Below are 18,684 nucleotides of genomic sequence, written 5' to 3'. Positions count from 1 at the left end.
CTAACTTCCCCGGTAGGTCGAGTAGGCGAACGGGCTGAGCAGCAGCGGCACGTGGTGGTGCTCGCCGGCGTCGCGGATGGTGAACACGACGCTGACCTCGGGAAAGAACGCGTCCTCCCCCAGGTAGGCCCCCGTGTCGAAGACCAGGCGGTAGGTGCCGGGCCGCGGGTCGGCGCCGGCGTCCCACTCCCGCCCCAGCGGCGTCCACTCGCGGATCCGGCCGTCCTCATCGGTGCGGCCCTCGGCGACCGGCACGAAGCCGTGCGCCGCGCGGCGCGAGAGCCGTACGAACAGGTCCTTGGCGGGACGGCCCCGGGCGGTGTCCAGCACATGCGTCGAGAGGCTCACCGGCCCTCCCACAGCTTCTCCAGCCTCAGCGTGACGATCTTCGAGAGCTCGTCCCTGACGATCTTCCGTTCGGTCTCCTCGTCGTTGGCGAGCCGGGCGAGCAGGATGTCGAGCATCTCCTCGGCCCGGCGACCGGTCGCGCAGATCAGGTAGACGTGCCCGAACCGCCTCTCGTAGGCGAGGTTCCCCTGTGCGATCGCGTCGAGGATGGCCGGGTCGGCGCCCGCCGTGCCGGACTGTTCCCGCCGCGACCAGGCGGCCTCCCTACCGTCCCCGGCCGGGCGCTCACCGATCCTCGGATGCGCCGCCAGGGCCTCCTCCACGCCCTCCCAGCTCAGGCCCGCGATCGCCGCCTGTCCCGCCGCGACCAGCTCACCGGCGTCCCGGTACGGCCGGCCCGCCGCGACGGCCGACACCCACTCGGTGGACGCGCAGCAGGAGCGGAGCTCCTCCTGGCTGAGTTCTCGCATGCCAGCAAGTAGACAGCCCGCTCCGCGACCGGGGATAGCGGCGGGAACTCCCAACCGCCCGCCCGCCGCCGGGCGACGGTTTGTACGTTGTGACAAAGTGGGCGTCACACCCAGGGGGCATCACGCAGGGGGACGTCACGCAGGGGGACGTCACGCAGGGGCGTCACACCGGGCGGCGTCACGCAACGGGCCCGTCACACCGGGGGGCGTCAGTACGCTGGAGGTCACCATGACTGCTTCCAACCTCATCGGCGGCCACGTGTTCGTCGCCGGCGGCCTGGCCACGGGCGGCCTGCGGTACGCCGCCGACATCGGCGCCGAGATGATCCAGGTCTTCGTCACCAACCCGCGCGGCTGGGCGCTCAGCGAGGGCAACCCCGCCGAGGACGCGAAGCTGGGCGAGTCCGGCGTGCCGGTGTTCGTCCACGCCAACTATCTGGTGAACTTCGGCTCGCCGACCCGGGCGACGCTGGAGAACTCGGTCGCCGTCATCCGGCACACCCTCCGCCGCGGCGCCCAGACCGGCGCCCTCGGCGTGGTCGTCCACACGGGCTCCGCCGTCAGCCAGCCACGCGAGGACGCCATGCGGCAGATCCGCGAGCACCTGCTGCCGCTGCTTGACGAGATCCCCGACGACGGTCCGGACCTGCTGCTCGAACCGATGGCCGGGCAGGGCCAGATGCTCTGCGCCACCGTGCAGGACCTCGGCCCCTACCTGGACGCGCTTGACTTCCACCCCAAGGTGGGGGTCTGTCTGGACACCTGCCACGCGTTCTCCGCCGGTCACGACCTCGCGGCCCCCGATGGGGTGCGGCTCACGCTCGACGCCCTGCACGGGGTGGCGCCGGGACGGCTGAAGCTGATCCACGCCAACGATTCCAAGGACACGTGCGGCTCCAAGCGGGATCGGCACGAGAACATCGGCGCCGGGCACATCGGCGCGCAGGCGTTCGGCGACCTCATGCGCCACCCCGTCGCCGCCGGGGTCCCGATCTGCATCGAGACCCCCGGCAAGGCCGAAAAGCACCGCGAGGACATCGAGCTGCTCAAGAAGCTCCGCGGCGACTGAGATCCGCCGCGCCGTCCACTGGCCGTCTTCACACTGGCCGTCTTCACACTGGCCGTCTTCACACTGGCCGAGGTTTCACGCGCCCGCACGCCGTCCGCCCGCCGTCCTGACGCCGGCCGGTGTGCCCGGCTCGGGGGTCCGCGGGCGATCCGGCGCCCCCGTATGGCCGGATCGCCCGCATTGACGCCCCCCGTCACGCGGGGCCGGGCCCTTCCCCCCCGGTAGGGCCCCGCCCGGTAGCCCCAAGGTGAGAACCTGCTCACCTCGCTGGCTACCCCGCGTGTCTTGCGACGCGGGAAACACTACGAGGGGTAATCATGCGGGCGGATGGACCTTCGGATGAGCGGTCCCTAGTTCGCGCCATGCGGCCCGCCGTACCGCGATGAGCGGAGCCTCCCGGACGACGAGCGGTCGTAGGGGGTGCGAGCCCCCCAACCTCCTCGTGATCATGCACAGGTTCCCGCGCCCCCGTCGCCAGCTGCCCGTCCACTGCGCGTGATCATGCACAAAGTCCCCGTCGCACGTGCCCACCCGCACATTCGCCATACCCGATCATGCATCTGCCGATTAAATGATCACGAGTACGGCCAGGGCGGCTCAGCGCCATTCCACGGGAAGCCACGCATGATCACGATCGATGTCGTGCCAGTTGACAACGGCCACGCGGGAAGCCGTGCATGATCACGATCGGTGTCGTGGGAATCTATGCATGATCACCACCAATGGGGAGGGGTTCGCCGGAGTGGGGCGCCGTGCGGAACTGGCGGACGAGTTGCTCCCGCACCTGCCTCGTGTGCCGCCGGCTCACCGGAAGAGTCTCCGACCCCACCTGGAGCACCACCCTCCCCGCGTCGAAACGCAGTTCACTGACGTGCCGCGCGTTCACGAGCGTGCTGCGATGGGCCCTGATGAACCCGGAGCCTCCCCAGCGGCGTTCCAGCGCCGCAAGGGACATCCGCACGAGGTATGCCTGGTCGGCCGTGTGCAGGCGGACGTAGTCGCCGTGGGCCTCGGCGTACCGCACGTCCTGCTGCGCCAGAAAGCGCGTGCGGCCGCCGAGCTCGACCGGGATGACATCCGTGGCCTCCTCCCCCGAAGGGGGCGCCACGGCCGCCCAGAGCCTCCGTACGGCCTCCGCGAGCCGTTCGGGGCGTACGGGCTTGAGGAGGTAGTCGACGGCCTCCAGCTCGAAGGCCTGGACGGCGCAGTCGTGGGCACTGACGAAGACGAGCCGGGGCGGCGTGGGGAAGCCTCCGATCAGCCGGGCGAGATCCAGTCCGTCCAGTCCCGGCATCCGGATGTCGAGGAACACCCCGTCGAGGCGCTCGCCCGCCACGATCATCTGGACCATGTCCTGGAGCGCCGCCCCGCCGTCCGACGCCGTGGCCACGTGTTCCACCCGGGCGTCCTGCCGGAGGAGATAGGCCAGCTCGGACAGCGCGGGGACCTCGTCGTCGACCGCAAGAACGCGCAGCATGGCCACACCGTGCCCCGCCGCTCCCCCCGTTCGCAAGCCGCGCGTCCACAATGCGTGATATTGCGACTACGGAGCGCCCAAAACGGGCCTACACCGGGCTGTGCTCCGGACGGCACTTCGGGATCCGCAGCTGGATCCGCGTCCCCTCCCCCGGCGAGGTCTCGACCACCAGGCCGTATTCACGCCCGTAGATGTGGCGCATCCGGAGGTCGACGTTGCTGAGCCCGATCCCGCCCTTCGGCTCTTCGCCGAGGATGGCCCTGGCGTGCTCGGGGTCCATGCCGATTCCGTCGTCCTCGACCGAGATGTGCGCCTCGGACCCGGCGTCCTTGATCACCACCCTGACCTCTCCGGGCATGCCGTGCTTGATGGCGTTCTCGACCAGCGGCTGCAGGCACAGGAACGGCACCGGGACGCGCAGCACCTCGGGGGCGACCTGCACGGTGAACCGCAAGCGGTCGCCGAACCTCGCCCGCTCCAGCAGCAGGTAGCGGTCCACGCAGCTCAGCTCGTCGGCGAGCGTGGTGAAGTCGCGCGCCCTGCGCAGGGCGTAGCGGGTGAAGTCGGCGAAGTCCAGCAGGAGCTCGCGGGCCCGCTCGGGATCGGTGCGGACGAACGACGCGATCGTGGTCAGCGAGTTGTAGACGAAGTGCGGCGAGATCTGCGCCCGCAGCGCCCGCATCTCGGCCTCCAGCGCCCGCCTGCGGGAGGAGTCGAGCTCGGCGAGCTCGAGCTGGCCGGAGACCCACCGGCCCAGCTCCGTGACCGTGCGGACCAGTGAGGCGCTGACCGCCGTGTCATAGGCCGCCAGCGTGCCCACCACCCGCCCCTCGACGGTGAGCGGCACCACCACGCCGCTCGGCTCTCCCGGCGCCAGGTGTGCCCGGCCCCCCATCATCGCCGCGCGGACCTCGCCGAGCACCCTGTCGTCCTCGGGGACGCCGTCCCCGTCCCTGGCGAGCACGCGCTCGGCCGAGGTGACGGCGAGCGCGGAGGTCCCCAGCACGGTCCGCAGATGCCGTACGGCCTTGCGCGCGGACTCCCTGGTCAGGCCCGCCCGCAGGGAGGGGGCGGCCAGGCCCGCGATGTGCAGGGCGAGGAAAGTCGCCTCGCCCGCCAGCTCACCGCGGCGCGGCCACCTGCGGGCCAGGACGAACCCGAGAGCTCCGGACAGAGCTCCGGACAGAGCTCCGGACGCCGCGCAGAGCGCCACCCAACCGGCTACAGACACGCCGGAAACCGTAGCCCCTCGGAGGCCTCACGGCGGGCCGTCGCCCGGGTCCTCCTGATATGAGTAGCGCTGCTCCTTCCAGGGGTCCGCGACGTTGTGGTAGCCGCGCTCCTCCCAGAAACCCCGCCGGTCCTCCGTCAGGTATTCGATGCCGCGCACCCACTTGACGCTCTTCCAGGCGTAGAGGTGCGGCACGACGATGCGCACGGGGTAGCCCCGCTCGGGCGAGAGCGGCTTCTCGTTGAGCTCGGTGGCGAACAGCGTGGTGTCGCTCGCGAAGTCGTTCAGCCGGAGGTTGGCGCTGTAGCCGTACTCGGCCCAGACCATGACGTGCCGCACGCCGGGCGCGGGAGGAACCCTTTCGAGCAGCGCCGTCGCCGGATGGCCGCCCCACTCGTTGCCCATGATGGAGAACTTGGTGACGCAGTGGAAGTCGGCCACCACCGTCGTGCGGGGCAGCCGGGAGAAGTCCTCCCAGGTGAAGTCGTGTGACTCGCCCGAGGCCGTCGCGCCGAACACCTGGAACCGCCACGTCTGGGGGCGGAACGCCGGCACCCTGCCGTAGTGGATGACCGGCCGTCCGCGGGGGATGTACTGCCCCGGGGGCAGGCGGTTCTCCTCCTCAGGGTTCTCCGGCACGCACGCCATACTGCCACCAGCGAGAAGATCACCCGGCACCGGACCCCTCGTGTCACGGATCCAGCGGTCCGAGCGATGCGCTATATTTCGAGCCATGCGCACCGCTTTCGCGTTTTGGTATGGCGACGGACCCGTGAGGACCGCTCGCCCTCAAGCGCTGCGCTGACAGCCAAGGCGAACGAAGGCCCCGGGTCCACGAGGATCCGGGGCCTTCTGCGTTTGTAAGGGAGCATCACATGGTCATCGTCATGGGGCCCGAGGCCACGCAGGACGACATCGAGTTGATCGTCGAGCTCGTCGGCGCCGCCGGCGGGGAAGCCTTCGCCAGCCGCGGCGTGAGCCGTACGATCATCGGGCTGATCGGGGACGTCGAGCAGTTCACGGCGCTCAACCTGGGCGCGATGCCGGGCGTCGCCGACGTCGTACGGGTCTCCATGCCGTACAAGCTCGTCAGCAGGGAGAACCATCCGGAGCGGTCCACGGTCACGGTGCGCGGCGTGCCGATCGGCCCGGACACCGTCACGCTCATCGCCGGGCCCTGCGCCGTGGAGACCCCGCGGCAGACCCTCGAAGCGGCCGAGATGGCCAAGGCGGCCGGCGCCACCCTCCTGCGCGGCGGGGCGTACAAGCCGCGCACCTCGCCGTACGCCTTCCAGGGGCTGGGCGAGGCCGGGCTGCGCATCCTCGCGGACGTCCGCGAGCAGACCGGGCTGCCGATCGTCACCGAGGTCGTCGACGCCCACGACGTGGCGCTCGTCGCGTCCTACGCCGACATGCTGCAGGTCGGCACCCGCAACGCGCAGAACTTCGCGCTGCTCCAGGCCGTCGGGGCGGCGGGCAAGCCGGTCATGCTCAAGCGCGGCATGACGGCGACGATCGAGGAGTGGCTGATGGCCGCCGAGTACATCGCCCAGCGGGGCAACCTGGACATCGTGCTGTGCGAGCGCGGCATCCGGACGTACGAGACGGCCACCCGCAACACTCTGGACATCTCGGCGGTGCCCGTCGCTCAGCGGCTGTCCCACCTGCCGGTCATCGTGGACCCGTCCCACTCGGGCGGGCGGCGTGACCTCGTCCTCCCGCTGACCCGGGCCGCGGTCGCCGTGGGCGCCGACGGTGTGATCATCGATGTCCATCCGCATCCCGAGCAGGCCCTCTGCGACGGCCCTCAGGCCCTGGTCGACGGCGACCTGTCCGAGCTGGCCACGATCATGCGGGAATTCCCCCCGCTGGTCTCCCGCACCCTGGCCAAGCCCGCCGCCCCGACCCTGGCCTGACCCCCCGCCGTGATCATGCACAGGTTCCCGGGCATCCGCCGCGGCCTGCACCCCACCTCGCCGTGATCATGCACGGGTTCCCGCGGGGCCCCGCCACCAGCGACTCCGCGAGTCGTGATCATGCACACCTTCCCCGCTAGGGCTCGCCACCAGCGACGACCTCATGCCTGATCACGCAGTCCCCGCATCCGGTACGGCTCACGCCACAAGCGCCCGGCCGTACCGAACCGATGGGAGCAATCCCAGGTGTGGCGGGAGACCCGAACCATACGCTGGTGCCATGCCGCGCAAGCCGGACGAGATCGTGGACCGCGACGAGGACTGGGAGATCCTTTCGCGATTTCCACGCGAGCGCGTCACCGGCGAACCGGGCGCGGCCATCGCGGCCGTCACCGGCCGGCGGCGCACCGGGAAGTCCTACCTCCTCGACCGCTTCTCGGTGCTGAACGACGGCCTGTACTTCGAGGCGGCGGAGGAGGAGAGCCGCGCGGACGCGCAGGCCCGCTTCCGCGACGTGATCGCCGCCTCACCCTCGCCGGCCTGCCCGCGCCGCAGACCATGGACGAACTCGACGCCTGGGTTCCCGAGGCCTGCGGCTCGCCGATCCCGTGATCAGTTTCCACCACGCGGTGGTGCGGCCGCGGATGTCCGATCTGCTCCGCCGGACGACCGAGCCGGGGGCCGCGTGGGCGGCCGCACGGCAGAGCTTCCGGTCACAGGTGCTGGGCCCGGCGTTCGAGGAGGCCGCCTTCTACAGCGCGTTCCCGATGCTGCGCGCCCGCGGCGTCGACGTCTCCAGCCACGGCTGGACCCTGGTGTACGATCCCGCGACCCGTACGACGCACGAGGTCGATCTCGTGGGCCTCGCCTCCGGTTCGGACGCCTTCCCGACCGGGACGCGGGTCACCGTCGTCGGCGAGGCCAAGGCGACCGAACGGCCGCGCGGACTGAAGGACCTCGACCGGCTCCGCCACATCCGGGCCCTGCTGTCCAAGGACCACGACGCGGCGATCGCCGCGCTGGTCATCTTCTCGCTTTACGGCTTCTCCCGCTCGTTGCGGGAGGCCGCCGCGGACTCCGCGGACGAGATCCTGCTCTTCGGCCTCGACGACGTGCTCTCCTGGAAGGGTTAGGCGTCGAGTTTGTAGGCCTGGATGGAGTCGGCGAGCTGGGCGGCGAGGTCCTCGGCGTCGAGGCGGCGCTCGATCTGCTTCAGGTCCTCGATCTTGGCCCGCGTCTCGGCCGAGCGGGGGGCGAGCAGCGTACAGCAGTCCTCGTCGGGAAGCTCGGAGATCTCCAGGGTGCCGATGCGGCGGGCCTCGGCGATGATCTCGGTCTTGTCCAGGCCGATCAGCGGCCGGAGGATCGGCAGGTCCACGGCGTTGTCCTGCGCGGTGATGTTCGTGAGGGTCTGGGACGACACCTGGCCGAGGGAGTCGCCGGTGACCAGCGCCTCCGCGTGGATGCGGTGGGCCACCTCCTCCGCCGTCTTCAGCATCAGCCGGCGCTGCGCGATCATGTTGAGCCGCTCCTGGCCGGACGCCTTGATCGACTGCTGCGCCTTGCCGAACGGCACGACCCACAGCCGCGACTTGCCCTGGAACCTGTCCAGGCTCCGGACCAGCGCGTACGCCTTGTAGATCGACTCCGACGTGGTGAACGGGATGCCGGAGAAGTGCAGGAAGTCCACCCGGAGGCCGCGGCGCATCATCCGGTAGGCCGCGACCGGGGAGTCGATGCCGCCGGACATCAGCACGAGGGCCCGGCCGCTGGAGCCGACCGGGAGGCCCCCCTGGCCGGGACGGCCGCCCGTGAACAGGAACACCTCGTCCCGGTCCACCTCGATGTGCACGGTCAGTTCGGGGTTCTTCAGGTCGACCGGCAGGCCGTACGTGTCGTTGATCGCGCCGCCCACGAGGTGGTCGATCTCGTTGGACCGCAGCGGGAACCGCTTGTCACGGCGCCGGGCCCGCACGGCGAAGCGGGCCTTGCGGGCCACCTCGCCGGTGTCCTTGATGAGCTCGATGGCCGCCTTGGTGACGGCCTCCGGGTCCTTGGGGATCCGCCACGCGAGGTGGACGAGGACCAGGCCGGGCACCTCGGAGACGCGCTGGGCGACCGCCTCGGCGACCTCGACGCCCGTCCCCTCGGGGAGGAACAACGCGATCACGCCGTGCCGCTGCCGGATGTCGACCGTGTAGTCCTTCAGCGCGGCCTTGATGTTGGCCCGCAGCCGCATCTCGAAGACCTCGCGGTTCCTGCCCTTGAGGACGACCTCTCCTAACTTGAGCAGCACACAGGGCTCTCCGAGGGCGGTCATCGTCATGGGTGGAACCTCCGGACGGGCGTACGGCTGCGCCACGCGGGACAACGCGGCGGCGCGGCGGGAACTTCCCTACTTTAGTGCGGCATCAGGCGGGCTTGTTCCCCTCCGGCGCGGCCCATGTCAGTGAGGCCCGGTCCGGTTGGGGGTCAGTCCAGCTCGGCCAGGCCGTTCTCGATGGCGTACCGGACGAGCTCGACCCGGTTGTGGAGCTGGAGCTTGCTCAGCGTGTTCTGGACGTGGTTCTGGACCGTACGGTGAGACAGCACGAGCCGCTCGGCGATCTGCCGGTAGGACAGGCCCTTGGCCACCAGGCGCAGCACCTCGGTCTCCCGGTCGGTCAGCCGTGGCCCGTCGGCCGCCGCGCTCGGCGGCTGGGCGGCGAGCCTGCGGTACTCCCCCAGCACCAGCCCGGCGAGGCCCGGCGTGAACACCGCGTCGCCCTCGGCGGTGCGGCGGACGGCGTTCAGGAAGTCCTCCCGGCTCGCCGATTTCACGAGATATCCGGACGCGCCGGCCTTGACGGCCTCCAGCACGTCGGCGTGCTCGGCGCTGGCCGACAGGACGAGGACCCGCGGCGGGTTCTCCGACACGCCGAGCCCCCGGGCGACCTCCACGCCCGGCAGGTCGGGAAGCTGCAGGTCCAGCACGACCACGTCCGGGCGCACGGCTGCCGCGATCCGGAGCGCCTGGCGTCCCTCGCCCGCCGTGGCGACGACCTCGTATCCCGCCTCGGTCAGATCGCGGGCGACCCCGTCCCGCCACATCGGATGGTCGTCCACCACCATGACCCGCATGCCGACCGCCCTCCCCGAAGACCCTGATCCCTGGACATTCATACACGTTTACGGCGACCGGAGGCCCGGCGCTCCAAGGGGCCGGGGGCTTGACGTGCCAAGGAGCCGGGGCCTTGGCGTGCCAAGGGGACCGTCAGCTCTATCTCTGTCCCCGTCTCCGACGACGTGATCGTCACCGTGCCTCCGAGATCGGCCACCCGGCCCCGGATGGAACGGGCGACCCCCATGCGGCCGTCGGCCTCGGCCTGCTCCAGCCGCCCCTCGGGGATCCCCTGGCCGTCGTCGCGCACGGACACGACGACCGTCTGGCCGTCCTCCTCGACGAGCACCCAGGCCCGCGTGCCGTCCGGGCAGTGCCGCGACACGTTGTCGAGGGCCGCGCCGACGGCCGCCCGCACCTCCCGCGCCGTCTCGGCGGGAAGGACCAGGGGCGTCGCCGGAGCGGAGACCGTCACGCGTGCCGTGCCGTACGGCCTGAGCAGCTCGCGCAGGTCGAGTGAGCCCTCGCCGCGCAGAGCGGGGGCCTGGACGAGGGCTCGCAGCGCGGCCTCCTGCTCTCCCGCGAGCCTGCCCAGCTCGGCCGCCTCGCCGCCGATCTCGGCCCCTCTTCTCTGCACGAGCGCGAGCACCTGCAGCACGGAGTCGTGGATCCCCCGGGCCAGCCGCTCACGCTCCCGGCCGATCGCCTCCAGCTCCACGGCCCGCTGCATCCGCTCCTCCGCCCGCCTCGCGAGCTGGGCGACGTGCCCGACGACGACTCCGGCCATGAAGAGCAGCACCGCGCCGTTCACCGGGATGGAGGCGACGTCGGCGCCCGGCACGCCTCTGAGCCACAGGTCCGCGCCCGACATCACGGCGGCCGCGACCGCTCCCGCGCGGCGGCCACGGGACACGCCCCACGCCAGGACCGGCCCCGCCACCCAGGTCGCCGTGACCGGGATCGTCCCCGCGAGCGCGTCGGCCCGGGTCTGGGCGAGCGGCGTCGCCAGCAGACACCCGGCCGTCACGGCGAGGTCGGCGACGAGCAGCGGCCAGCCGTGTCGCGCGGGCGGGGCGGCGGGATGGACGACCGGGTAGGCCACGACGGTGACGGCCGTCCAGACGGCCATGACGGCGATGACCGCCCAGGCGGCGACCGGGTGGCTGTAGCCCCCGGCTCTGACCAGGAGGACGGCCGCGTAAGCCAGGGAGGCGATCCGGAAGACCGCGATCGCCCGCCAGAACGGCCCCTCGATCCCCATCTCCCCACCCATCTCCGCCATCCCATCTTCCCCGGCCTCGCCCGGCCGAGTACGCGTACGGCTCCCGCCACACGATGGCGGGAGCCGTACGGACGCGGGCTGTTCCAGCCGAAGAAGACCTCGGCGTTCCAGCCGAAGAAGACCTCGGCGTTCCAGCCGAAGAAGACCTCGGCGTTCTAGCCGAAGAAGACCTCGGCCTCCTCGTAACGGGAGACGGGGACGGTCTTCAGCTCGGCGGTCGCCTCGTTCAGGCTCACGCGGACGATGTCGGTGCCCTTGAGGCCGACCATTTTGCCGTAGTCGCCCTCGTGGACGGCGTCGATCGCGCCGAGGCCGAACCGGGTGGCGAGCACACGGTCGTAGGCCGTCGGCGTGCCGCCGCGCTGGATGTGGCCGAGGACCGTGGTGCGGGCCTCCTTGCCGGTGCGCTTCTCGATCTCCTGGGCGAGCATCTCGCCGATGCCGCCGAGGCGCACGTGACCGAAGGCGTCGAGCTCGCCGGCCTGGAGGGCCATCTGACCCTCGATCGGGTGGGCGCCCTCGGCGACCACGATGATGGGCGCGTAGCGGGTCTTGAACCGCGACTCGACGTAGGAGCAGACGCGGTCGATGTCGAACGGCTTCTCCGGGATGAGGATGACGTTGGCCCCGGCGGCCATGCCGGCGTGCAGCGCGATCCAGCCCGCGTGGCGGCCCATGACCTCGCAGATCAGCGCGCGGTGGTGGGACTCGGCGGTCGTGTGGAGGCGGTCGATGGCCTCCATCGCGATGTTGACCGCGGTGTCGAAGCCGAAGGTGTAGTCGGTGGCGTTGAGGTCGTTGTCGATCGTCTTCGGCACGCCGACGACCTTGACGTCGCGGTCGTAGAGCTGCTTGGCGACGCCCAGGGTGTCCTCGCCACCGATGGCGATGAGCGCGTCGACTCCGGTCGCGGCCAGGTTCTCCTTGATCCGCTCGACACCACCCTCGATCTTGATGGGGTTGGTGCGGGAGGAGCCGAGAACGGTGCCGCCACGCGGCAGGATTCCCCGGACGGCCTGGATGTCCAGCGGCATGGTGTCGCCCTCCAGGGGGCCGCGCCAGCCGTCTCGGAAACCGACGAACTCGTGCCCGTAAACACCGATGCCCTTGCGCACGACGGCGCGGATCACGGCGTTCAGCCCGGGGCAGTCGCCGCCCCCCGTTAGGACTCCAATACGCATGGCGGATTCCTCCATGTGAGATTACGCGCATATGAGGGTTCGCGGCGCGGGCTGATGATGCGGGACGCCGGCACGATACGCACCGCATTCTGCCCGAGCCGCCAACAATGGTCTAGACCATGGATGAGGCTATGTGACCGGGCCTGCCACGACAACTTCCGGCCGGGCACGCCGGACAACGGTGACGCGAAACACAGTCTCCCACGATGAGGCGGGGCGGAGGCCGCGAGCCGCTACCTGAGCACGGGTCCGCGCACGATCTGCGCCGCGTCGTCGGCGGTCACGGAGACCGGTGTCGTCCGCTCCACCTGGGAGGTGATGTCCACGCCGTGCCTGAGCTGGGTCCACAGGCCCAGGATGGCCGCCGCCTGGGCGACGATGAGCGCCACGCCGCTGCCCGCCGCGCCGAGCCGGTAGACGGCCACGACGGGAGAGAGCCGGAAGGCCCACGATCCCGGCCTGGTCTGGAGGGCCCGCGCGTCCATGAGGACGGCGACGGCCGTCAGCACCAGGAAGAGCAGCAGGATCCGCACCAGCGACCCGCGCACGGGCGCCTGGCCGAGCATGTTGTTGAGCATGCCGTGCGCGCCGGTCGCGGCGGCGTAGGCCAGCACCGGGATCAGCGGCTTGAGGTAGCCGCGGCGTCCGGGCAGCTCCCGCCAGAGCGCGCCGAGCACGAAACCGGCGACCGGCCAGAGCAGCAGGCCGCCGATCAGGTCGGCGGCCAGCGTACCCACCCCTCCGGCGGCGTCCAGCCGTTGCGCCCAGCCGTCGTTGCCCTCGCTGTCGGTGCTCCACGTCGCCCAGAGGAGGAAGGCCGCCGCCGGGGCGCCGACCACCGTGGCGTACGTCGCGGCCAGCCGGGCGTTCGCCCACCAGGAGGCTCCCGGGCCGCGGGTGAGCGCGACGTCGAGCGGGGTGAGGCCGTCCTCCCTGCCGGGGTCGAGCCCGATCTCCCCGCGGAGGGTCCGGATCTGCTCGACCACCGGGGCGTTCTCCGCCTCGTATTCGGCGTCGCGCAGGTCGCCGGTGGCCCAGCGCTGCCGGAGCCGCTTCTCGCGCGTCTCCAGGTCCCGGCATCTCGCCACGATCACCGCCAGCCTGCGCCGTGACGCCTCGGGCACGGCGACGGCCCGGTGCCGGGTGGCCCGGAGCAGCAGCGCGAGGACCGCCAAGCCCACGAGGGCGGCCAGCGGGAAGGGGATCAACGCGTACCATCCGGGCCACCGGATGAGCCCGAGCACGAACAGCAGCACCACCAGCCCGCGGGTGCGCGGCGTCAGGTCCTCGAGATAGCGGCGGTGCAGCCGGAGCAGCACCAGGAGCAGCAGCACCACGAGCGGCCACATCACGTCCGCGATCGGGTAGAGCGCCACCAGGCCCATGTCGAAGAACCCGAACGGCTCCCCCTTCAGGGCACGGGCGGCGTACGGCTCGGCGATCAGCAGGATCACCAGCAGGGCGAGGGCGGGGACGCTCCACCGGAGCAGCGTCAGCACGGACGGGGGCACGCGGCCGTCCGGCACGTGGGCGGAGCGGACCGCGAACGCCCAGAGAAGGCCGGCGACGACGAGCCCGGCGAGGGCCGTGGCCCCCGCCCACCCGGCCTGCTCCAGCGGCCCGGGCGGCCCCAGGCCGCCGGCGGTGCCCGGCCACGTCCGCCCGGCGGCCCAGCCCGCCAGGGGTGCGGCAACGGCGAGCGCGATCAGAGCCCAACGCGCGTACCTGCCCCATCCGGAGGACGCGAGCGGCCACGCGACGACGGCGAGGGCCACCCCGAGCAGCCCCGTGGCCGCCACGGGTACCGGCGCGAAGGGGCCGGGGTTGTAAACCGACAGCAGAGCCGCCACCTTGATCGCCGAGATGAGGGCCACGACGCCGATGAGCAACCGGGCGACGAGGCGCTCCTTCCCCGGCTCGCCGGTCGCAGGAGCGCGCAGCGCCCGCAGGAGCACGGCGACGAGAGCGAGGTAGGGCAGCAGGAACGCGATCAGCCCGGCGAGGAAGCCCGCCTCCCAGCCGGCCGACGTGATCCAAAGCTGGAACCGTGACCGCGGGCTCATCTCCACCGCCAGGGCGACCGGCGCGAACCGCCGGGGATCGGCCTCGGCCGTCCAGACGAAGGTGCGCCCCGGCGCGGTGGCCGACGGCAGCGGCCCGACGTCGTGCACGGTGAACTCGGGCACCCTGACCGTCACGCGCCGCCATTGGGCGTCCGCGAGCCCCGGGGCCCGCAGGCCGGGCGCCGGGTTGAACCGGAGGCGCCAGGCCAGGTCACGGTCCGGCGTCCGCGTGACGCCGACGTTCCAGTAGCCGAGGGTCACCAGAGGATCGGCCGGCCCGGCGTTGCCGGCATACGGGGCCAGGGCCGCCTCCTCGGTGCCCGTCACGATGATCTCCTTGCGGTCCGGCGACTCGGTCACCGTACGGCTGGGGACCCGGCCGCCGAGGTCGGCGGGAAGGAGGCAGCTGACGGCCTGGAGGTCGGCCGCGTCCTCCCCGTCCCGCCACAGGGCGGACGCCCCCGGCCAGTCGCGCGGCACGCCCACCTGAGTCCTGACGATCACCTGGGTGAAGTCGTGGCCGCGCTCGGCCAGCCTGAGCGAGCTCTCCACCCACGCGTACGCCGGAGGCCCGTAGGCGCACCCCGTCGCGGCGTAAGCGGGTGCCGGGGAAAGGAGCGGCGATACGAGCAGGATCGTCAGGATCGTCACGAGTGCTCGCAACCCGCCACCTCCGTCGTTTCGCGAAGAACATCCTTTAGAAAAGTCGCTTCTCTTACACGCGGGGTTACATCTCCGTTATGGTTGACGCAGTCAACGAAATACTTGAGGTGGTCAATGGATATGGTGGCGGAGATCCGTGCGTTCAACCGCTTCTACACCGAGGTGATCGGGGTCCTCGGGGCCGGGATGCATGACACGCCCTACTCGCTGACGGAGGCGAGAGTGCTCTTCGAGCTGGGCGGCAGGGAGAAGTCCGAGGCGGCGACCATCAGGGAGCTGCTCGGCCTCGATGCCGGATACATGAGCCGGATCCTCGCGAGGTTCGAAGGCGACGGGCTCGTCTCCCGCGACAGGTCGGCCGAGGACGGCCGCCGCCAGATCGTCCGGCTCACCGGCAAGGGCCAGGAGGCGTACGGCATGCTCGACGAGCGCTCGGCCGCCGAGGTCGAGACGATCCTCGGCAGACTGACCCAGGAGGAGCGCCGCAAGCTGGTCGCGAGCATGGCGACGATCCGGGGCCTTCTGGACCCCGCCGAGGCGCGGGAGCCGTACGTCATCAGGCCTCCGCGACCGGGGGACCTCGGCTGGGTGGTGAACCGGCACGGCGCGCTCTACAGCGAGGAGTACGGCTGGGGCGTCGGCTTCGAGGGCCTCGTCGCCCGGATCGTCGCCGACTACGCGGGCGAGCACGACCCCGGGAAAGAGGCGTGCTGGATCGCCGAGGTCGCCGGCGAGCCCGCCGGTTGCGTCTTCTGTGTGCGAAAGGACGACACGACGGCCCAGCTGCGCCTGCTCCTGGTCGAGCCGTCGGCGCGCGGCATGGGGATGGGCCGGCGGCTGGTCGAGGAGTGCGTCGGGTTCGCCCGGCGGGCGGGCTACGAGCGGATGATGCTGTGGACCCGGGACGTCCTCGTCAGCGCCCGCCGGATCTACCAGACGGCCGGTTTCGAACTCGTCGAGCAATACCCGGGTGAGGAGTCCGGCAAGCCCGTCACCGAGGAGATCTGGGCCCGCGACCTCTGACCCCCTACCGGTCATGCTGCGGCTCACACCCATGCCGTACCGCCTCACCATTGCCTGACGGCCTTCCACGGGCCGCCCAATGAATCGCGCGCCGCCCGCGCGGCCTCGACCCCGCCGCCCCCGACCGCGGGCGCCGAAGCGCGTTCTAGCAGGGCCTATACCTCACGTATACCGACGTATCCGATGCTCAGCCCGAGCCGTTCCCGGCTTCGTCCCCTGCCTCGCATCGGCGAACAACCGGGCGTTGAGGGGCCGATGAGGAGAAAGATGATCACGCGCGACTGCGACGAAACAGGGGCGGTGGCAGTGACGTGGCAGTGACGCCGGCGGCAGAGGTGGAGGCTCCCGGGAGGCTTTCGCCGGTTCCGGGAGCGAGGACCGACAATCAAGGGAGAACAGACCATGCGAAACCGCAACACTCTGCGTCGCCGCACCGCGTTTGCCGCGATGCTGCTCGGTTCCACAGCGCTGGCGGTGCTTCCGGCGGACGCCGCGTTCGCAGGCCCGAGCTGTACAGTCGCGGGCTGCTCGACGACGTTCAACGACAGCCCGATGGAGGCATGGGCCTATTTCAACTGGTGTAGGAAGGGCGACAGTACGGGCGCCTGGACGGTCAGCGAACCGACGTGCACCAGCGGAGGCGCGTCGCAGGACACCTTCTACCTCGACTCAGGGGGGCACACCCCGCTCGGCCAGGACTGGGACGCTTTTCGAGTGGACGCCGGGTGGTGTTACAGGGTGAAGTTCGTCGTCTCCTTCGGGAGCGACTTCACGCGTACCTACGACCGGAGGGGGCAGTCGGCGGCCTGGGTCAAGGTCGCGGACAACGCGGATGCGCACATCCTCGCCCAGACGAACACCTCGCCCTGCTGACCACGGACGCCGCGGGCCTGGGCGACTCGGTCGAGACGCCCACGCCGAGCGGACCGAGGCCTGAGCCTGCTTCAACTCGGTCCCGGCCAGATGCGCTCCAGCCTCGTGTCCCTCGGCCCGGCGCCGTACTCTGAGCCGTGAACGGGCCTCCTACCTGCCGGGCGTCCAAGCATTTGGCCGGTAGGAGGCCCGGCGCCCTACCCGGGCGCCTTAGTGATCGCGAAGCCAGATGATCCAGACCAGCCAGGTGATGAACCTGGCGGCCGCGAGGACCAGGCGGATCTTCTGACAGCGATCACTCTCACGACGGGCCGGCTCCATGCCGTTTCGTCCCTTCTCCGCCGGGCCATCCGGCGGCGCCGGCCGTACGCCCCGGGGAAGCGGACCAGGCAGCGAAGCAACCCGACACGCAGATGCTGCCCTACTCGGCGCGAGAGCGAATGGCGGCGGGGGCAGAATTCGCGCGGGCGACGCCGAGTCTCCCTTCTCCAAAGCGGACGTGGTGACGAGGAATCCCCGCTGGACAATAAGGGTCCCTGTGGGCCGCCGTCGTGGTTGCGCAGGAAGGTGTCCTGGTACTTCTTCCGCGGGGTTCTCAGGCAGGCAGTCCGCGTCCGGCCCGGCTCGCGTGCCGGGGTCACCCTCTGAAGGGGCCGCTGACCTCGTACGTGATGCCCGCGCCGGTTGAGCCTCCGCCGCCCGGGTTCGTGCTGCCGCGTGGGCTTGTGCTGCCGGCTTGCTGGGTGCCGCCGCGCCGCGACGAGAAGTAGAGCCTGCCGCCGTCGGGCGAGAACGCCGGGCCCGTGATTCGCGACCCCTCGTGCCCTTCGACGCGGAGGAAGGGGGAGACCGCTCCGTCGCGGGTGATGACGTTGATCTCCATGACGCCGTCGTCCTCCGCGACGAAGAGGTTTCCCGGGGTGCTCATGGCGCCGCCGTCGTATTCGTACGGCTGGGCGTCCTGGTCATATCCGTACGAGCGGGCCCCGCCGTCATAGAGGACCGTGACGCGCTCGTTCACCGCGTCGTAGGCGTACACCCGGCCGTCGCCCCTGGTCGTGAAGTAGCAGAACCCGTCGGCGTAGTGGCAATCCTGAGCGCCGTCGAAACGCCGGGCCCCCTCGACCTGCTCTCTGGCCGGTACGGACGTCGCGCCGGGGTTCCGCACCGGCTTCCAGATCGCGACCTGTTCGCCGGGCGGCCCGGCCAGAACTTCCAGAGTGCCGGTGGTCAGGTCGCCCCAGTCTTCCGGACGGAACCGGTACAAACAGCCGTCCGGCTCGTCCTCGATGAGGTAGACGACCTCCCTGTCGGGGTCGATCGCGACCCCTCCGTGCCTGAACCGGCCCATCGCGAGGCGTGGCAGCCCGGCGCGGTAGCCGTACGGATCGCACTCGAAGACCCGGCCGAGTCGGATGGCCTCGCACGACAGCCAGGTGTGCCAAGGAGTCGCCGCGCCGGCACGGTTGTGGTCGGTCCCGGACAGGATCCGGTAGCCGGTGCCGACGGTCCCGTCCGGCTCGAACCGCACGCCCGACACCCCGCCGACCAGTGGGACATCGGAGTTGGACACGTAGATCCAGCCGTCGCCGTCAGGGAAGCACGCTCCCCCGGCGGGGGCGGCGTGCCACGTCACCCCGCCGACCCGCTCGCCGGACCGGCCGACGATCCGGCAGGTGAAGCCCTCGGGGAGCGCGACACCGTTGCCGTCCACCGCCTTCAGCGGGCCGAAGGGACCGCTTTCCGGGCGGGTCACGGGCTCCGTCCGCGACGGGACTGCGCGGGCCAACCGCCAGAGTGAGCCCGACAGTGGGGCGAGAGCTCCGGACCGGACGGACGTACGGCCCACCATGACCGCCTCCTCGACCTACGCCTATGGACATGCGCTTATGGACATGACATGCGCTTATGGACCTGCGCTTACTTACCTGCTGAACGCCCTCTGCTCACCGGTGTCCCGTTCCCCGGCTCGCCGTTCCCTACCACGC

Annotated in this window: 16 protein-coding genes; 5 read left to right on the top strand and 11 right to left on the bottom strand. The window is 71.1% G+C overall.

What is annotated here, in order from left to right:
- Complete coding sequence (uraH, locus tag N5079_RS07985; protein ID WP_261582938.1) at window positions 1-348, bottom strand: hydroxyisourate hydrolase; 348 nt, start codon at window positions 346-348, stop codon at window positions 1-3.
- Entirely contained in the window at window positions 345-818 is a 474-nt protein-coding gene (uraD, locus tag N5079_RS07980; protein ID WP_261582937.1) for a 2-oxo-4-hydroxy-4-carboxy-5-ureidoimidazoline decarboxylase, read from the bottom strand. The genes uraH and uraD overlap by 4 nt, the downstream gene beginning before the upstream one ends.
- Before the next feature lie 229 nt (window positions 819-1,047).
- Between uraD and N5079_RS07975 the strand changes: the two genes are divergently transcribed.
- Window positions 1,048-1,887, top strand: a complete 840-nt coding sequence (locus tag N5079_RS07975; RefSeq protein ID WP_261582936.1) for a deoxyribonuclease IV — start codon at window positions 1,048-1,050, stop codon at window positions 1,885-1,887.
- Between the two features lie 703 nt (window positions 1,888-2,590).
- On the opposite strand, the gene N5079_RS07970 is transcribed toward N5079_RS07975, so the two are convergent.
- The 3 genes from N5079_RS07970 to N5079_RS07960 form a co-directional block, all read right to left on the bottom strand.
- Entirely contained in the window at window positions 2,591-3,364 is a 774-nt protein-coding gene (locus N5079_RS07970; protein ID WP_261582935.1) for a LytR/AlgR family response regulator transcription factor, read from the bottom strand.
- 88 nt (window positions 3,365-3,452) lie between these two features.
- Window positions 3,453-4,595, bottom strand: coding sequence for a sensor histidine kinase (locus tag N5079_RS07965; RefSeq protein WP_261582934.1), 1,143 nt, complete (start codon window positions 4,593-4,595; stop codon window positions 3,453-3,455).
- A gap of 27 nt (window positions 4,596-4,622) precedes the next feature.
- Window positions 4,623-5,243, bottom strand: a complete 621-nt coding sequence (locus N5079_RS07960) for a sulfite oxidase-like oxidoreductase (protein ID WP_261582933.1) — start codon at window positions 5,241-5,243, stop codon at window positions 4,623-4,625.
- Between the two features lie 227 nt (window positions 5,244-5,470).
- Between N5079_RS07960 and aroF the strand changes: the two genes are divergently transcribed.
- Window positions 5,471-6,511: a 3-deoxy-7-phosphoheptulonate synthase gene (aroF, locus tag N5079_RS07955; protein WP_261582932.1), complete on the top strand. Its 1,041-nt coding sequence runs from the start codon at window positions 5,471-5,473 to the stop codon at window positions 6,509-6,511.
- 644 nt (window positions 6,512-7,155) lie between these two features.
- Complete coding sequence (locus tag N5079_RS07950) at window positions 7,156-7,644, top strand: hypothetical protein (protein WP_261582931.1); 489 nt, start codon at window positions 7,156-7,158, stop codon at window positions 7,642-7,644.
- Here the strand turns inward: N5079_RS07950 and thiI are convergent.
- The 5 genes from thiI to N5079_RS07925 form a co-directional block, all read right to left on the bottom strand.
- Window positions 7,641-8,837, bottom strand: coding sequence for a tRNA uracil 4-sulfurtransferase ThiI (thiI, locus tag N5079_RS07945; RefSeq protein ID WP_261582930.1), 1,197 nt, complete (start codon window positions 8,835-8,837; stop codon window positions 7,641-7,643). The genes N5079_RS07950 and thiI overlap by 4 nt on opposite strands.
- 146 nt (window positions 8,838-8,983) lie before the next feature.
- Window positions 8,984-9,622 carry a response regulator gene (locus N5079_RS07940; RefSeq protein WP_261582967.1) on the bottom strand — a complete coding sequence of 213 codons (639 nt, stop codon included), beginning with the start codon at window positions 9,620-9,622 and terminating at the stop codon, window positions 8,984-8,986.
- Between the two features lie 47 nt (window positions 9,623-9,669).
- A complete protein-coding gene (gene macS / locus N5079_RS07935) occupies window positions 9,670-10,893 on the bottom strand; it encodes a MacS family sensor histidine kinase (RefSeq protein ID WP_261582929.1) in 1,224 nt (407 codons plus the stop codon).
- 155 nt (window positions 10,894-11,048) lie between these two features.
- On the bottom strand, window positions 11,049-12,074 hold the full coding sequence (locus N5079_RS07930) for a 6-phosphofructokinase (protein WP_261582928.1): 1,026 nt from the start codon (window positions 12,072-12,074) through the stop codon (window positions 11,049-11,051).
- A 233-nt stretch (window positions 12,075-12,307) separates the two neighbouring features.
- Window positions 12,308-14,800, bottom strand: a complete 2,493-nt coding sequence (locus N5079_RS07925; RefSeq protein WP_261582927.1) for a DUF6185 family protein — start codon at window positions 14,798-14,800, stop codon at window positions 12,308-12,310.
- A gap of 114 nt (window positions 14,801-14,914) precedes the next feature.
- Between N5079_RS07925 and N5079_RS07920 the strand changes: the two genes are divergently transcribed.
- Window positions 14,915-15,823 carry a helix-turn-helix domain-containing GNAT family N-acetyltransferase gene (locus N5079_RS07920; protein ID WP_261582926.1) on the top strand — a complete coding sequence of 303 codons (909 nt, stop codon included), beginning with the start codon at window positions 14,915-14,917 and terminating at the stop codon, window positions 15,821-15,823.
- A 402-nt stretch (window positions 15,824-16,225) separates the two neighbouring features.
- Window positions 16,226-16,696, top strand: coding sequence for a hypothetical protein (locus tag N5079_RS07915; protein WP_261582925.1), 471 nt, complete (start codon window positions 16,226-16,228; stop codon window positions 16,694-16,696).
- A gap of 637 nt (window positions 16,697-17,333) precedes the next feature.
- Here N5079_RS07915 and N5079_RS07910 read toward each other — a convergent pair.
- Window positions 17,334-18,452 (bottom strand): PhoX family protein, encoded by a 1,119-nt coding sequence (locus N5079_RS07910; RefSeq protein ID WP_261582924.1) that lies wholly within the window; start codon window positions 18,450-18,452, stop codon window positions 17,334-17,336.
- Window positions 18,453-18,684 lie beyond the last annotated feature (232 nt).

The organism is Planotetraspora sp. A-T 1434, from assembly GCF_025420585.1.
GTDB lineage: Bacteria > Actinomycetota > Actinomycetes > Streptosporangiales > Streptosporangiaceae > JAOEGB01.
Note: the sequence above shows the minus strand (reverse complement) of the source record. Positions and strands in the feature narration are given on the sequence as shown.

Excerpts from the sequence above, each read along its gene's own strand:
- macS (WP_261582929.1), bottom strand. The coding sequence starts at position 10,893 with ATGGCGGAGATGGGTGGGGAGATGGGGATCGAGGGGCCGTTCTGGCGG.
- N5079_RS07930 (WP_261582928.1), bottom strand. The coding sequence starts at position 12,074 with ATGCGTATTGGAGTCCTAACGGGGGGCGGCGACTGCCCCGGGCTGAAC.
- N5079_RS07920 (WP_261582926.1), top strand. The coding sequence starts at position 14,915 with ATGGATATGGTGGCGGAGATCCGTGCGTTCAACCGCTTCTACACCGAG.
- thiI (WP_261582930.1), bottom strand. The coding sequence starts at position 8,837 with ATGACGATGACCGCCCTCGGAGAGCCCTGTGTGCTGCTCAAGTTAGGA.
- N5079_RS07950 (WP_261582931.1), top strand. The coding sequence starts at position 7,156 with ATGTCCGATCTGCTCCGCCGGACGACCGAGCCGGGGGCCGCGTGGGCG.
- aroF (WP_261582932.1), top strand. The coding sequence starts at position 5,471 with ATGGTCATCGTCATGGGGCCCGAGGCCACGCAGGACGACATCGAGTTG.
- N5079_RS07975 (WP_261582936.1), top strand. The coding sequence starts at position 1,048 with ATGACTGCTTCCAACCTCATCGGCGGCCACGTGTTCGTCGCCGGCGGC.
- N5079_RS07970 (WP_261582935.1), bottom strand. The coding sequence starts at position 3,364 with ATGCTGCGCGTTCTTGCGGTCGACGACGAGGTCCCCGCGCTGTCCGAG.
- N5079_RS07940 (WP_261582967.1), bottom strand. The coding sequence starts at position 9,622 with ATGGTGGTGGACGACCATCCGATGTGGCGGGACGGGGTCGCCCGCGAT.
- N5079_RS07960 (WP_261582933.1), bottom strand. The coding sequence starts at position 5,243 with ATGGCGTGCGTGCCGGAGAACCCTGAGGAGGAGAACCGCCTGCCCCCG.
- uraD (WP_261582937.1), bottom strand. The coding sequence starts at position 818 with ATGCGAGAACTCAGCCAGGAGGAGCTCCGCTCCTGCTGCGCGTCCACC.
- N5079_RS07915 (WP_261582925.1), top strand. The coding sequence starts at position 16,226 with ATGCGAAACCGCAACACTCTGCGTCGCCGCACCGCGTTTGCCGCGATG.